The sequence below is a fragment of the Stenotrophomonas sp. TWI587 genome (genome assembly GCF_039674145.1).
GTDB classification, from domain to species: Bacteria; Pseudomonadota; Gammaproteobacteria; order Xanthomonadales; family Xanthomonadaceae; genus Stenotrophomonas; species Stenotrophomonas maltophilia_AY.
Genome location: NZ_JBDJMW010000001.1, coordinates 87,020 through 102,206 on the forward strand (window position 1 = coordinate 87,020; position 15,187 = coordinate 102,206).

At 65.1% G+C, this 15,187-nt stretch carries 10 protein-coding genes and 2 tRNA genes; 11 read left to right on the plus strand and 1 reads right to left on the minus strand.

The window, feature by feature from the left end:
- Window positions 1–271 precede the first annotated feature (271 nt).
- From ppnN to ABE464_RS00440, 8 genes are all read left to right on the plus strand, one after another.
- Window positions 272–1,660 carry a nucleotide 5'-monophosphate nucleosidase PpnN gene (gene ppnN, locus ABE464_RS00405; RefSeq protein ID WP_088433096.1) on the plus strand — a complete coding sequence of 463 codons (1,389 nt, stop codon included), beginning with the start codon at window positions 272–274 and terminating at the stop codon, window positions 1,658–1,660.
- 163 nt (window positions 1,661–1,823) lie between these two features.
- Entirely contained in the window at window positions 1,824–2,339 is a 516-nt protein-coding gene (locus ABE464_RS00410; RefSeq protein WP_346470278.1) for a Tfp pilus assembly protein FimT/FimU, read from the plus strand.
- Entirely contained in the window at window positions 2,336–2,800 is a 465-nt protein-coding gene (gene pilV, locus ABE464_RS00415; protein WP_346470279.1) for a type IV pilus modification protein PilV, read from the plus strand. The genes ABE464_RS00410 and pilV overlap by 4 nt, the downstream gene beginning before the upstream one ends.
- Window positions 2,800–3,990, plus strand: a complete 1,191-nt coding sequence (locus ABE464_RS00420) for a PilW family protein (protein WP_346470280.1) — start codon at window positions 2,800–2,802, stop codon at window positions 3,988–3,990. The genes pilV and ABE464_RS00420 overlap by 1 nt, the downstream gene beginning before the upstream one ends.
- Window positions 3,991–3,997: 7 nt before the next feature.
- Entirely contained in the window at window positions 3,998–4,483 is a 486-nt protein-coding gene (locus tag ABE464_RS00425) for a PilX N-terminal domain-containing pilus assembly protein (protein WP_346470281.1), read from the plus strand.
- Entirely contained in the window at window positions 4,480–9,063 is a 4,584-nt protein-coding gene (locus ABE464_RS00430) for a PilC/PilY family type IV pilus protein (RefSeq protein WP_346470282.1), read from the plus strand. Before ABE464_RS00425 ends, ABE464_RS00430 begins: the two co-directional genes overlap by 4 nt.
- Before the next feature lie 23 nt (window positions 9,064–9,086).
- A complete protein-coding gene (locus ABE464_RS00435; protein WP_346470283.1) occupies window positions 9,087–9,503 on the plus strand; it encodes a type IV pilin protein in 417 nt (138 codons plus the stop codon).
- 70 nt (window positions 9,504–9,573) lie between these two features.
- Window positions 9,574–9,650: transfer RNA gene (locus tag ABE464_RS00440), tRNA-Asn, on the plus strand.
- A gap of 72 nt (window positions 9,651–9,722) precedes the next feature.
- Here ABE464_RS00440 and ABE464_RS00445 read toward each other — a convergent pair.
- Window positions 9,723–10,214, minus strand: a complete 492-nt coding sequence (locus ABE464_RS00445) for a GspH/FimT family pseudopilin (protein ID WP_346470284.1) — start codon at window positions 10,212–10,214, stop codon at window positions 9,723–9,725.
- A 197-nt stretch (window positions 10,215–10,411) separates the two neighbouring features.
- Between ABE464_RS00445 and uvrB the strand changes: the two genes are divergently transcribed.
- The 3 genes from uvrB (at window position 10,412) to ABE464_RS00460 (ending at window position 15,185) form a co-directional block, all read left to right on the plus strand.
- Entirely contained in the window at window positions 10,412–12,442 is a 2,031-nt protein-coding gene (uvrB, locus tag ABE464_RS00450; protein WP_346470285.1) for an excinuclease ABC subunit UvrB, read from the plus strand.
- 107 nt (window positions 12,443–12,549) lie between these two features.
- Window positions 12,550–12,624 (plus strand) — tRNA-Val (locus tag ABE464_RS00455).
- Between the two features lie 152 nt (window positions 12,625–12,776).
- Window positions 12,777–15,185: a DNA internalization-related competence protein ComEC/Rec2 gene (locus ABE464_RS00460; protein ID WP_346470286.1), complete on the plus strand. Its 2,409-nt coding sequence runs from the start codon at window positions 12,777–12,779 to the stop codon at window positions 15,183–15,185.
- Window positions 15,186–15,187 lie beyond the last annotated feature (2 nt).

Sequence of the window (15,187 nt, forward strand, 5' to 3'; positions counted from 1 at the left end):
GACCCGCGTAACACCCGGAACGGCCAGGGCAACCTGGCCGTTCTGCTGTCCGGACTACGGCCGCGCCAGCGCGGGACCTGTGACGCGGTGCTTGCTCGACCCCGGGAATACGGCTATGCTCCGGCGGTTGCGCGAAAAACATGCAACTGCGGCAGCCCCGATGTGGCGCCGGGGGCACCACATATCCAAACGGTCGGGTTTCCCGGCCGTTTTGCTTTTTAAGGGGGCAGCGGTACAGTCGGTAACCTTGAGGAAAGCGAACAAGATGGACATGACGATCAACGAAAAGCCGGCGCGTACGCTGCCGGTGCAGGACGCGCGGATCTACCCGCGCGGTGGGCTGGATGTGTTGTCGCGCGCGGAAGTGGCGCGCCTGCGTGATGCGTCCGGTGGTGGCATGCACGAGCTGCTGCGCCGGTGTGCGCTGGCCGTGCTGACCAGCGGCAGCGCCTCGGACGATCCGCGCGCGGCGCGCGATCTGTATCCCGATTTCGATATCCAGGTGGCCCAGCAGGACCGCGGCGTCCGCATCGACCTGGTCAACGCTCCGGCGATGGCCTTCGTGGATGGCGAGATCATCCGCGGTGTGGCCGAGCTGCTGTTCGCGGTGGTCCGTGACCTGGCCTACATGGCCATCGAGATGGGCCCGGCGTACGCGGCGGAGCTGGAGTCGTCCGAGGGCATCACCAACGCGGTGTTCGGGCTGCTACGCAACGCGCGCATCCTCAACCCGGGCGATCCGAACCTGGTCGTCTGCTGGGGCGGCCACTCGATCGGCCGCGATGAATATCTGTACACCAAGCAGGTCGGCTACGAGCTGGGCCTGCGCGGGCTGGACATCTGCACCGGCTGCGGCCCGGGCGCGATGAAGGGGCCGATGAAGGGCGCCACCATCGCCCACGCCAAGCAGCGCAAGACCACCACGCGCTACATCGGCCTGACCGAGCCGGGCATCATCGCCGCGGAGTCGCCGAACCCGATCGTGAACCACCTGGTGATTATGCCGGACATCGAGAAGCGTCTCGAAGCGTTCGTGCGCATCGGCCACGGCATCATCGTGTTCGCCGGCGGTGTCGGCACGGCCGAGGAGATCCTGTATCTGCTGGGCATCCTGCTGCGCGAGGAGAACAAGGATCTGCCGTTCCCGCTGATCCTGACCGGCCCGACCGTGGCTGCGCCGTACTTCGAGCAGATCGACCGCTTTATCCGCCTCACCCTGGGCGAAGAGGCGGCCAGCCGCTACGAGATCATCATCGGCGACCCGGTCAACGTCGCCCGCAAGATGGCCCAGGGCATCAAGCGCGTGCGCGAGCACCGCCTGGCGCAGAAGGACTCGTTCTTCTTCAACTGGTCCATCGAGATTCCGTGGGAGTACCAGCAGCCGTTCGTGCCGACCCACGAGGCGATGGCCGCGCTGGACCTGCACCACGGCCGTCCGCCGCATGCCCTGGCCGCCGACCTGCGGCGCGCGTTCTCCGGCATCGTGGCCGGCAACGTGAAGGAAGACGGCATGCGCCGCATCGAACAGTTCGGTCCGTTCGAGATCCACGGCGATGCGGACATGATGCAGGCCCTGGATGAGCTGCTGCGCGCCTTCGTCGAGCAGCGCCGCATGAAGATCTCGGGCGAGTACCAGCCCTGCTACAAGGTCATGGCCTGAGGCCCTGACGGGGGCCGGCGGCGGGCAGGGGGCCTGCCGCCGGCCCTGTTCTGCGTCAACGGATTGACGCCTGTCGCCTCCGGGCGACCGTTCGTCCTGCCGCCGCTTGCTGACCGGCGGCAAGACGTTCATCGTCTGTGTCATCAACGCTGGGGAGCGTTTCATGTCTTTGCGCCGGTCCAACGGCTTCACACTGATCGAGTTGATGGTCACCATCGCGGTGCTCGCCATCCTGATCACGCTTGGCATGCCGAGCTTCCAGGGCGTGCTTCGTTCCAACCGCGCGGCCACCACCACCAACGAAATGATGGCCTCGCTGGCGCTGGCGCGCAGTGAGGCGCTGAAGAACACCCGTGGTGCCGGCGTGTGCGCCTCCACTGACGGTGCCGCCTGCAACGGCGACAGTTGGGGTGATGGCTGGATGGTCTGGTCCGATGCGGACGGCAGCGGCACTTTCGACACCGAGGAGCCGGTCCTGCGTTACTCCGCCGGGTCGCCCAAGATGCTCGGCAGCAAGGACAATCTGATCGTGGCCTTCGATGGCCGTGGTCGCAATCGCGCCGCGGCGGCGCTGGACATCACCCTCAAACCCGATGAATGCGGCGACCAGCCCCTGCAGCGAACGCTGCGGCTGTCGGCTGTTGGCCAGGTGCGTGTGGAACGGGAGAGTTGCAAGTGACGGGAAGACTTCTTCGTGCGCCGCGTGCGGGGCAGGGCGGTTTCACCATGATCGAGGTGTTGATCGCGATCGTGGTGATGAGTATCGGCCTGCTCGGGTTCGCACTGCTGCAGACCATGAACGTGCGGTTCGTGCAGAGTGCGAACTTCCGCACCCAGGCGACCAACCTCAGTTACGAGCTGCTGGATCAGATCCGCATCAACCGGATCACCGCTGACGGCTTCGTGGGTACCTACGCGGCCACAACCAAGGCCGCCGATTGCGTTTCGCCCACCGGTGCGGACATCACCAAGGACATGTACATGACCGATTGGCGTTGCCGGCTGGGGAAGGCGCTCGGCGATGCGGCCAGCGCCAGTGTGACCCGCGATGGCGACGAGATCACGGTCAACGTGAGCTGGGGTGACGAGCGTTGGCTCGATGCAGCCGATACCACCTTCTCGGCGAGGACCCAGCTGTGATGCGCCCACCTTCCATCCAGCGCACCAGCATGGGTCTGTCGCTGGTTGAGCTGATGATCGCCATGGTCATCGGCCTGGTGTTGTTGCTGGGTCTGATGCAGGTATTCGCCGCGTCACGCACGGCCTCGCGCCTATCCGAAGGTCTGGCGCGCGTGCAGGAGAACGGGCGCTTCGCCATGGATTTCCTGCAGCGCGATCTGCGTATGGCCGGCCACTTCGGCTGCGTGAACGACCAGAGTCACAACATCCGTAATCCCGGCTCGTTGCACACGACATTCGCCGCCGCAGGGCACCCGGCGCTGGACTTCACGCAATCCATCCAGGGGTTCGAGGCCATCGACACCAAACCGGGCGACCCGCTGACGCTGACCGCAACGCCGACGACCGGAGGCGTGGATTACAGCCCCGCACTTCCGTCCGAATATGCTGAGGCCCTCACTAATCGGGTCGACGGCAGCGACATCGTTGCGTTGCGCTTCCTCGTTCCCGATGGCGTGCCGGTGACTGCGATCACCGGGACCGATGACAAGCCCGGGTTCTCGTTCGACAGCGCGAGGTGGGCTGTTCTGCAGAGCGGGGTAAAGGAGCCGGGGCTGTTCGGTGTAGCCGATTGCACGACGGCCACGTTGTTTCAAGCCAGTGCCGCGAGCGGCACCAGCGGTTCGGTCACCTTCAACACAGCACCGAACAATACCACCAGCTTCACCTCGATCTATACGGCCGGCCAGGCCGTCCTGTACCGGGCCGAGAGCGTGGTCTATTACATTGGATACGACGCGACGACGCGGCAGAGTTCGCTGTATCGGGTGCGCTTCAGTGCCAAGCCGGGTGCTGCACTGGTCGCAGAGGCGCCGGAGCCGTTGGTTGAAGGCGTGCGCAACATGCAGCTGCTCTATGGTCAGGATCACTCGCTGAGTGCCACGGCGGCGCCCAGCGGTTTCATCGACCGTCAGGGCACGGCAGCGGACGTGCAGGATTCGCTTGCGCCAGCGGATGCAGCCTGGCGCCGCGTCGGTGCGGTGCAGCTGGGGCTGTTGCTGGAAAGCCCGGACCCGTCGGCGGCTGCGCAGGCCACGGCCGATGCGGCGCTCACCGCCGTGGGCGTGACGTTCACCACGCCCAAGGACGGCAGGTTCCGCACGGTCTACCAGACCACGATCGCGGTACGCAACCGCCTCTATGGCAACTGAGGTCATCATGGCATCGAGTCGCAAGCCTTTCACCGCACCTCGTCGTCAGGATGGCGCTGTGCTGTATGTGGCCCTGATCATCCTGATCCTGCTGGCACTTCTCGGGATCGCCGGGATGCAGGTGACCGGCATGCAGGAGCGCATGGCCGCCAACTATCTGCGTACCAACCTGGCCTTCCAGAGTGCCGAAGCGGACGCCCGCTCGATGGAAAGCACGATCGAGGCGCAACTGGCGGCAGGAGGAACCTACAGTGCCGATCAGGAAGAGTGCAGCCCGATTTTTGATCCACTGACCTGGGCCGATGGCACTACCGATGCGCAGGCCACCTACACCCGGCGCATGGACAAGTGCGTAACCGCAGGCAGTAGCGGCGGTCTTGGCGGTCGCGAGAACGAAGACACTGGCAACATCTATCAGATCACGGCGCTGGCCAGTGATGATCCGGACAATCCCTCGGCCAGTGCGGTCGTCGATACGATCTATATCCCATGACTTCTGATCGCTTCCCTCTCAGCAAGCGCGCCATCAACGCATTGCGCATCGGCTTTGTTGTCCTTGCGGTGGGCTTCCTGCTCAGCCGCGTGGTGCCTCTGCGCGCTGCGCTCGGCGACTACGACATTGCCCAGGAGCCGCTGTACACCAAGCAGAGCCAGCCGCCGTTGATGATGATGGTGATGTCCCGCGACGAGCAGCTGTTCAACAAGGCCTACAGCGATTACAGCGATCTGGACGATGACAAGATCATCGATACCACCTACCAGGACAAGTTCTCCTATTCCGGTTACTTCGACTCGAACCTTTGCTACGGCTACGCAAGCAACGTGTTCAAGGCATCGGGTGAGGCGACCGGCATCAACAAGCACGAGTGCGGTGGTGCGTGGTCGGGGAACTTCCTCAACTGGGTCACGATGAGCCGGCTGGACGTCATGCGCTACGTGCTTTATGGCGGTCAGCGTTCCACCGACGACGCCAACAAGACCGTGATCGAGCGTGCGCAGATTCCCAACGACCTGCACGCGTGGGTCAAGGTCTACACCGGTTCGGACATCGGCAAGTTCACACCACTGAACGCCAGCGCCTCGTTCTGCAACGCCAGCATCAGTGCCAATGGCCGTCCGTTGATGCGCGTGGCCGGTGGCAACTGGTCCGAGTGGGCATCGACTGCGTCGTATCAGTGCGGTGTCAATCGCAGTGGCGAGGGTAGCGCGGACACGCCCAAGGCGGTGGTGGATTACACCGTGCGCGTCGAAGTCTGCGATCCGGGACAGAACAGCCATCGTGAGAGCTTCTGCCGGAAATACAATGATGGCACCACCGATCACTACAAGCCCAGTGGATTGCTGCAGACGTATGGTGAGAGTGGTCGCCTGCGCTTTGGTCTGGTAAGCGGCACTTACTCCAGCCCGCGCGATGGTGGCGTCCTGCGCCGGAATATCGGCAAGATCGCCGGCAATGGCGCGAAGCTTTGTGATACCGGCGACGAAATCAATCTCGCCACGGGTCAGTTGTGCCTGGCGCGCGACAGCGGCACCGAGGGCATCATCAACACGATGTCCAATTTCCGCATTGATCAGTGGAACTGGAGCAATAACTGGAACGACTGCAACGACTACAGCATCCTCAATCGCCAGGGCTTCGGCGACCGAGGCAATCTGCTGGATCCCGGTGCATCGGGTGACAAGGCTAAAAAGTGCAGCGCCTGGGGTAACCCGCTGGCCGAGATGTACGCCGAGGCACTTCGCTACGTGGGGGCCGGCACCAAGGTTTACGGCGACACCGGCGATCTGTCCGGGCTGCCGGTGGGCGTGACGTGGAAGGATCCGTACCGCAGCCCTGCCCAGGGTGGCAACTCGTACTGTGCTACCTGCAACATTCTGGTGATGTCGTCGGGTCTGCCGTCCTTCGACAGCGACAACGTAGGTGCCGTGCCCCACCTTGCTACGGCGGAGTCGGCCACCGATGCGCTTGGCGCGGCGGAGGGCATCAACGGGAAAAGCTATCTGGCCGGTCGCGTCGGCGCCACCGCCCGCTATGCCTCCATCAATACCCACGAAGACATCTGCCAGGCGCTGACCGTCAACCAGCTCAGCCTGGTCCGTGGCATCTGCCCGGACATTCCGTCCACGGAGGGCAGCTACCTCCTCGCCGGCCTGTCCAAGGCGGCGGCAGAAACTGATCTGCGTCCGGGCTTGGCCGGCAAGCCGGCGGACTACAAAGTCACTGCGACCACGTACACCGTGGCCATGGCCGAGAATCTGCCCAAGTTCGACATCAGCGTTGCCGGTGGCACCATCTCGCTGTCGCCGCTTTGCCAGGCCAACAACACCGGTGGCGCCAAGGCGGCCGATGCCGGGTGGCGAAGCTGTTTCCTTGGCTCGGTCGGCATCGGCACCAAAGAAGCGTCGGTGGCGCCCAAACACATCTATGGTCGCCCATATCGTGCCGACGGCAAGTCTGGCAGTTTCTCGCTGGTCTGGGAGGATTCGTTGTGGGGCAACGATCATGACAATGACGTCGTGACGATGATGAGCTACTGCGTCGGCGCGGCGTGTGGCGACAAGGCCGGCATCGCCGACATGTGCTGGCGTTCACCCAACAATGCGGTCTGCTCCAACCAGTTGTTGAATGCGACCATCGGTGAGGACGAGGTACTCGTCCGCCTTGAGAATCTGTCGGCGTATGCGGGCAATGCGATGCTGACCGGCTACACCATCGTCGGCTCCAACGCAGCCAGCAACGTGCAGCGCCTGCTGCTGCGTCCCGGCAACAGCAACGGCTCTGTGATCAGCTCCACCGAGAATCCCCCCAATGACTGGACCAAGCCTTCGGTGGTCCGCTACAAGCTCAGCGGCGCCCAGGCCAATCAGTTGCAGAGCCCGTTGTGGTACGCGGCCAAGTACGGCGTTCCCAGTGGCAGATGGGACACCCGGGAAGCCGGTGTGCCTGACAATTACTTCCTGGCCCGCAACCCGGCCAAGCTGAAGGCGGCGTTGGAGGCAATCTTCGAAAGTGCCGCCGAGGGCGACGCACCGGTGGGTGGCGGTGGTACCGGTGCGCGCATCAGCACCGGTTCGTTCACGGTATCGGCCAGCTACAAGGTTCCCTCGGGAACCAACGACTGGACCGGCGATGTAGTGGCCACCAAGGTAGGCGCGCTGGGCGCCAATGGTGATGTGCTGTGGCGCGCGTCGACCAAGATGAGCTCCAGTGGCCGCAACATCGTCATGGCTACCGCGCCGACCACGGTCAATGGCAGTGGCACCCTGGTGCCGGTGGCGGCGGCTCCGTTCGAGGCCAACAATATTCCCGGCGCCGATCGTGCGGCGCAGCTGGGCAACATGGGCTTCAGCAGTTCCGTGCCGAACTGGTTCGGCTCGCACACGGTGGCCGATCTGGTGAACTACCTGAAGGGCTCGGCCATCAGTGGCTTCCGTTCGCGAAGCGCCATCTTGGGCGACATCGTCAATTCCACGACGGAGATCGTCTCCACGGCCGATAATTTCGGTTACGGATCCTGGACCACCACGCCGGCGTGGAAGGCCACGCTGGGCACTCGCTATCGCGCCTACCTGACGGCCAAGAAAGCGGCGGGCGGTCCGCCGACGATGCTGTACGTGGGCGCCAATGACGGCATGCTGCACGGCTTCGATGCGTCCACCGGTGCCAGTGCGGGCAACGAGCTGTTGGCATTCATTCCGTCCTCGTCGCTGCAGCACATGGCAGAACTGGCCAACCCGGGCTACTCGCATCGGTATTACGTGGATGGAGCGCTGGCCTCGTCCGACGTCTATTACGGTGATGCCTGGCACACCGTACTGGTCGGCTCGACCGGTGCCGGCGGCGCCAACCGCGCGCCCAATGCGGCTGCGGCGGGCAACGGGTCGATGTTCGCACTGAACGTGAGCAACCCCACCGGATTCACCAAGGACGATGTGCTGTGGGAGCTGTCAGGCAAAACCGATTCTGATATGGGCTTCGCGCTGGGTAAGCCGATCATCGTTCCAGTCAGCGGGGCGAATGCCAATGCCGCACCGCGCTTCGTGGCGATCTTCGGTAACGGCGTCAACTCGTCCAGTGGCAAGCCGGTACTGTTCGTGGTCGACATCCAGACCGGCGAGGTGCTCAACCGTCTCTCGCCAAGCGGTGGGGGCTACGCGCTGCGCAACGGCCTGATGAACGTCGTGGCGGTGGCGGCGAGCAACAACAACCGCATCGCCGATACGGTCTACGGTGGTGACATGCAGGGCAACCTGTGGAAGTTCGACCTGCGCGATCCCAACCCCGCCAACTGGGGGGTTTCCTACAGTGGCGCACCGTTGTTTACCGCCACGCGTAATGGCGTGGCCCAGCCGATCACCGGCGGATTCGAGATCTCCCGGGCAGCCGGTCGGGGCTACAACATTGTGTTCGGGACCGGACAGTACTTCGCCAGCGACGACAACGCCGTCAGTTCGAGTTCGCCGATCCAGTCGATTTACAGTGTCTGGGACAACCTGGTTGCCCCCGTGGGGGGGCGGGATGATCTGGTCGGCCAGCAGATATCCGAGGCGGATGACGGCTTCCGCTATGTCAGCGCCAACGCGGTCAGCTATGTGAGCAGGCGTGGCTGGTATTTCGATCTGACAGTGGGTGGGACAGTGGATGGGGAGCGCTTCGTTGGCAACCCGCGCATTCAGAGCGGCTCGGTGATCTTCAATACTTACGTGCCCGGCCAAGCGATCTGCGGCGGCGGTGGTGGCATCAACTGGCGATATTCCGTGGAACTGCTCACCGGCGCCGGCGCGATGGGTGGGCTGAGCGATACGCCCGGTGGCGATCCTCTCTGCACGGGCAATTGCGCTGGTGCGAAGTTGACCAGTGGCGGCACCGTCAGCAATGGGGCCCCAATGGATGACAACGCAGTCTTCGTGCCGAACAACAAGCTGCAGAAGTGCGACCCGGCCGATGCAGACTGTAGTCTGGATGACCTGCTCAAGAGCGACATCTGCACTTACGTGGTGCGCACGGGCAATGCCGATCCGCTGTACATGCCACGCCCCTGCGGACGCCAGTCCTGGCGGCAGGTGCGCTGATGACCTTCATGACGAGAGCCCCCATGCAGACAGCCTACCGCCGCCGTGTCGCCGGCTTCACCCTGATCGAACTGATGATCACGGTGGCCGTGGTCGCCATCCTGGCGACCGTGGCGCTACCGGCGTACCAGGAATCCGTGCGGAAATCCCGACGCGCTCAGGCGAAGGCGGATCTGGTCGAACTGGCCCAGAACCTGGAGCGCTATCACACGGTGCAGAACACCTATGCGGCCTCCACCCTGGCCTTTGCCCAGTCGCCGCGCGAAGGCACCGCGCATTACACGCTGTCATTCAACGAGGACCCAACGGGTAGCACCTTCGACATTCAGGCCATCCCGGTCGAGGGTGGCAGCCAGGCCAAGGACAAATGCGGCACGCTGACGCTGGACCAGGCCGGGCGCAAGACGCCGACCGAAAAGACCGTCTCCGGCTGCTGGTAAGGACATGGTGTTACGGGGTGTGTCGCAATGCTTGCATCACACCGCCGTTGCTGGCTAGAATGCGCACCCCGCCCGAATAGCTCAGCCGGTTAGAGCACTTGACTGTTAATCAGGGGGTCGTTGGTTCGAGTCCAACTTCGGGCGCCAGATCTGCAAAAGCCGCGAGCAATCGCGGCTTTTGTCTTTTTCGGGATGGGGCTCCGGCTCGGCAACCTCTGTTCAACAGGCCGTCGGCCGCCGCGGACGCTCGCTTCGCACCCGCCCCGTCCGACTGACGACGACCTTGCCCTGGGAGAAGCCTTCCAGGCAGAAGATGACCGACTGGTTGCTTCCGTTCAATTGACCATCCGGTCGGAACTGGATCGTGGGTTTGTGCGCGCTGCCATGCGCGCTCAGCCGTGAACGTGCCTGCTGCTGGACCAGAAGCGGCGCGGGTGGCGGGGTCTGCCCCGTGGCGCCCTCGACATGCCGATACAGCATCCAGCCCCGGCTCCAGTCGCGTCCGCAACGGACACCGTCCTCGGTCGGGCAGACCGCGATCCGGCGCCGCTCGGTGATCGCCGTGTTGCGTGCCGTCGCCAGTGCCGAGGCCAGTTGCATGCGCAGGCTGTCAGCCTGGAGGCGGTCCCGGGTCTGCTGCAAGGGCGGCAGCGCCATGCCGGTCAGGATGGCCAGAACGGCCATCGCGATCAGTGCCTGGATCAGTGTCACGCCGGCGCAGCTGGCCGGGCGGGGCAGGGGGCGGGGGTGGTCCACGAAGAGGATCCGTCATGCGGGCGAGCTTCACTGTGGCCGCCTGAGGACCCCGAGGCTGCAGGTTCATGCCGCGTTTTGGTGTCGGCTCTTCCCTCAACCGGCCGTCACCAACCCGGCCGTTATACTGGAGGCTTCCCGGCAGTGGCGGCACCATGAGCGATCGTTTCCAACTTGAATCCCCGTATTCGCCGGCGGGCGACCAACCGGCGGCCATCGAGAAACTCACCGCCAACTTCGAGGCGGGCATCGCCAAGCAGACCCTGCTCGGCGTGACTGGTTCCGGCAAGACCTATACGGTCGCCAACGTGATCCAGCGGGTGCAGAAACCGACGCTGGTGATGGCGCCGAACAAGACCCTGGCGGCGCAGCTGTACGGTGAGTTCAAGGCGTTCTTCCCGCACAACGCGGTCGAGTATTTCGTCAGCTATTACGACTACTATCAGCCCGAGGCTTACGTGCCCTCGTCGGACACCTTCATCGAGAAGGACAGTTCGATCAACGAGCACATCGAGCAGATGCGCCTGGCGGCGACGAAGACACTGCTGTCGCGCCCGGATGCGATCGTGGTGGCCACGGTGTCGGCGATCTACGGCCTGGGCGCGCCCGAAGACTATCTGTCGATGCGTCTGATCCTCTCCACCGGTGAGCGGATCGACCAGCGCGATCTGATCAAGCACCTGACCCAGTTGCAGTACACGCGCAACGAGTTCGAGCTGCACCGCGGCACCTTCCGCGTGCGCGGCGAAGTGATCGATGTGTTTCCGGCCGAATCGGACAGTGAAGCGGTGCGCATCGAGCTCTTCGAAGGCGAGGTCGAGCAGATCAGCATGTTCGATCCGCTCACCGGCGAAAGCCTGCGCAAGATGATGCGCTACACCATCTATCCCAAGACCCACTACGCGACCACCCGTGAGCGCGTGCTGTCGGCGGTGGACACGATCAAGGCCGAGTTGAAGGTCCGCCTGGAACAGCTGTACGAACAGAACAAGCTGGTGGAAGCGCAGCGCCTGGCGCAGCGCACCCAGTTCGATCTGGAGATGATGGCCGAGGTCGGCTACTGCAACGGCATCGAGAATTACTCGCGGCATCTCACCGGCAAGAATGCCGGCGATCCACCGCCGACGCTGTTCGACTACCTGCCGCCGGATGCGCTGCTGGTGATCGACGAATCGCACGTGACCATTCCGCAGATCGGCGCGATGTTCAAAGGCGACCGCTCGCGCAAGGAAACCCTGGTAGAGTTCGGTTTCCGCCTGCCGTCGGCATTGGACAACCGTCCGCTGCGTTTCGAGGAGTGGGAAGAGCGTTGCCCGCGCAGCATCTATGTCTCGGCCACGCCGGGTCCGTACGAACTGCGCGAGACCGAAGGCGAGATCACCGAACTGGTGGTGCGCCCGACCGGCCTGATCGATCCCGTGGTCGAGATCCGTCCGGTCGGCACCCAGGTCGACGATCTGATGTCCGAGGTCAACGAGCGCATCAAGCTGGGCGACCGCGTGCTGGTCACCACGTTGACCAAGCGTATGGCTGAGAACCTCACCGAGTACCTGACCGAGCACGGCATCCGCGTGCGTTACCTGCACTCGGATATCGATACGGTCGAGCGTGTGGAGATCATCCGCGATCTGCGTCTGGGCAAGTTCGATGTGCTGGTCGGCATCAACCTGCTGCGCGAAGGCCTGGACATGCCCGAAGTGTCGCTGGTGGCGATCCTGGATGCGGACAAGGAAGGCTTCCTGCGTTCGACTGGCTCGCTGATCCAGACCATCGGCCGCGCCGCGCGCAACCTGCGTGGCAAGGCGATCCTCTATGCGGACAAGATCACGCGCTCAATGCAGGCCGCGATCGACGAGACCGACCGTCGTCGTGCCAAGCAGGTCGAGTACAACGAACTGCACGGCATCGTGCCCAAGTCGGTACTGCGCCCGATCACCGATGTGCTTGAAGGCGCGCGTTCGGAAGCGGCTGAGAAAGAATCGCGTGGCAAAGGGAAGGGCAAGGGCAAGGGTGGGCGCGTGGCCGAAGAGTCCACCGACTACCGCACGATGGAGCCGGCCCAGATCGCCAAGCGCCTGCAGGCGCTGGAGCAGCAGATGTACCAGCACGCCCGCGATCTGGAGTTCGAAGATGCCGCCCGCGTACGCGATCAGATCCGTCAGTTGAAGGAGGCCAGTCTGGGCTGAACAACGCGTTGTGAAATATCTTCACAAAAGTGTTGCGCTTTCCAGGGGGCGTCCGTAATATACGCGGCCTGCACCGACGCATTCGCAGCGGGGCAGGGAAGCAAAACGGGCGGTTAGCTCAGCGGTAGAGCACTACCTTGACATGGTAGGGGTCACAGGTTCGAACCCTGTACCGCCCACCACTTCAGTCCCGGAGACTGCAGTGGCACAACAGAAAAGCCAGCCCTCGGGTTGGCTTTTTTGCTATGTGCATTTCCTGACAGTGCCCTGCATGCCGCACTGATACCGCGCGCCGCGCCCGCCGTCGACACTCAGGGTTTGCCGGGCGCTGCCCATGCGACGAGTGCTACACACCGGCACCAGGGCTGCACGCACGCCTCTCCCGATTTTCGGCAAGGCGTGTGTCGTCGCGCTGTTGGCAGGCATCTGCGTGATCGTCTTCTCGCCCCGGCTGCTGCCACTGGGGTGGGGCGTTGCTGCGGCAGCGTCCGGCATCCTGTTCTGGATCCTGCCCTGCCGCTTCCGCCTCCTCGGTGCTGCCCTCTTCGGGTTTGGCTGGGCCGCGCTGCACGGTCACGCCGGGTTGGCGCGGCAGCTGCCCCCCGGCGCCCCGCCGGTGGACCACGCGCTGCACGGGCGCGTGATCAGCCTGCCTCACCACGGCCCCGGCGGTACCCGTTTCCGCTTCCGGGTGGATGATGCGCCGGCGATGCCCGCCGAGCTCCGCGGCCGTGACCTGGCGCTGGGTTGGTATGACGGTTTTCGCGGCGCAGCCGATGATCGAAGGCGCACCCTTCGGGCCGGTGAACGCTGGTCGCTCACGGTCCGTGCCCGGCCACCGCGCGGGCGGGTGAACCCCGGCGGGTTCGATGCCGAGGGCTATGCGTTGCGGCAACGGGTGGCTGGAAGCGGGTACGTACGGGAGCCTGCCCAAGCGCATCCGCTGGGGGAGCCGACCGGACTGCCCGCATGGCGGGAGCGGATGGCCGAGGCGATTGCCAGGGCGGTCCAGAGCGACGGCCGCCGCTTCGTCCAGGCCCTGGCACTCGGCGATACGCGCGGTCTCAGCCAAGGGGACTGGGACGATCTGCGTGCGTTGGGGGTTACGCACCTGGTGGCGATCTCCGGCTTTCATGTCGGTGTGGTGGCAGGCGTTGCCGCACTGCTGGCCAGTGGGCTCTGGCGCTGCCTGCCGCTGCTCGGCCTGTACGTGCCGCGCCCGATGGGGGCCGCGGCGGCGGCCGTCGCAGGCGCTGCGCTGTACGCCGCCGCAGCGGGTTTCGCGCTGCCGACCGTGCGTACCGTGCTGATGATCGCGGTGGTGGCCGCCGCCCGCTGCAGCCGGCGGCGGGCGAGCGTGGCGCAGTCGCTCTCCCTGGCGGCGCTGGCAATGCTGCTGTTCGATCCGCTCGCCGTGCTCGCGCCCGGCTTCTGGCTGAGCTTTGCCGGCGTCCTTTGGCTGATCTGGTGCCTGCCGGGGCGTGAGCAGGGCTGGCTGCGCGGTTTTCTGAGTGCGCAGGGTGTGGCGACCGTGGCGCTGCTGCCGTTGACGGTGGCGCTGTTCGGGCAGGCCTCCCGGGCCGGACCGCTGGTGAACCTGGTGGCGATTCCGTGGTGGACGATGGTAGTGGTGCCGCTGGCGTTGCTCGGCACTGCGCTGGAGGCCCTGATCGACGGAGCGGGGCGCTGGCCGTGGCAGTTGGCGGCGTGGTGTTTCGAGGCGAGCTGGTGGCTGTTCGGCCATGCCGCGCGCAGTGAGCTGTCGCTGTGGTGGCTGCCGCAGGCCAATCGCTGGGCGTTGATCTCGGCGGTGTTCGGTGTGTTCTGGCTGCTGCTGCCGCGCGGCAGTGGCGGCAGGGTGCCCGCGCTGTTGCTGTGCCTGCCGTTGCTGTGGCCGGCGCGGCATGGCCCGGGCGAGGGTGAGGTGGAACTACTGGTGATGGATGTGGGGCAGGGCCTGGCGGTAGCGGTGCGCACGCGCCGCCACACGCTGCTGTATGACACCGGGCCGGGGGCCGACGATGGCTTCGATGCCGGCGAGCGCATCGTGGTGCCGACCCTGCGCGCGCTGGGGCAGGGCCGGCTGGACCGGATCATGATCAGCCACGACCACCGCGATCACACCGGGGGGCTGCGCGGGGTGCGCCGCAGCTTTCCCGGTGCGACGCTGCAGGCCCCGCCCGGCACCCTGCGTGGCCGCGCAGTGGCCTGCCATGCCGGTCAATCGTGGCAGTGGGACGGGGTGACGTTCCGGGTGTTGCATCCCCCGCGCGATGTGCCGCAGCCGACCAATGACAGCAGCTGCGTGCTGCGGCTGGAAACGCCGCAGGGCGCGATCCTGCTGGCCGGCGACATCGAAAAGCGCAGCGAGGCGCTGCTGGTCCAGCAGGCAGGTGCGCTGCTGGCGGCCGAGGCGGTGGTGGTTCCACACCACGGCAGCGCGAGCTCGTCCACGCCGGCGTGGGTCGCAGCGGTTGCGCCTGGGTTGGCGATCGTCTCGTCCGGCCACCGCAACCGCTTCGGGCACCCACGCGCGGAGGTGGTCGCGCGCTGGCAGGCGGTCGGGGCTGAGGTACTCAACACCGCCGACAGCGGCGCCGTGCGGGTCTGGCTCGGGCGTGAAGGCCTGCAGGTGCGAGAACAGCGGGTTTTCGAGCGGCGTTGGTGGGATGCCGCGGAGCGGAGCCGGCCGGCTGCTATCCTATCGGCGATCAAACAGGCGGCCGATGGGCCGGAGGATTGAAA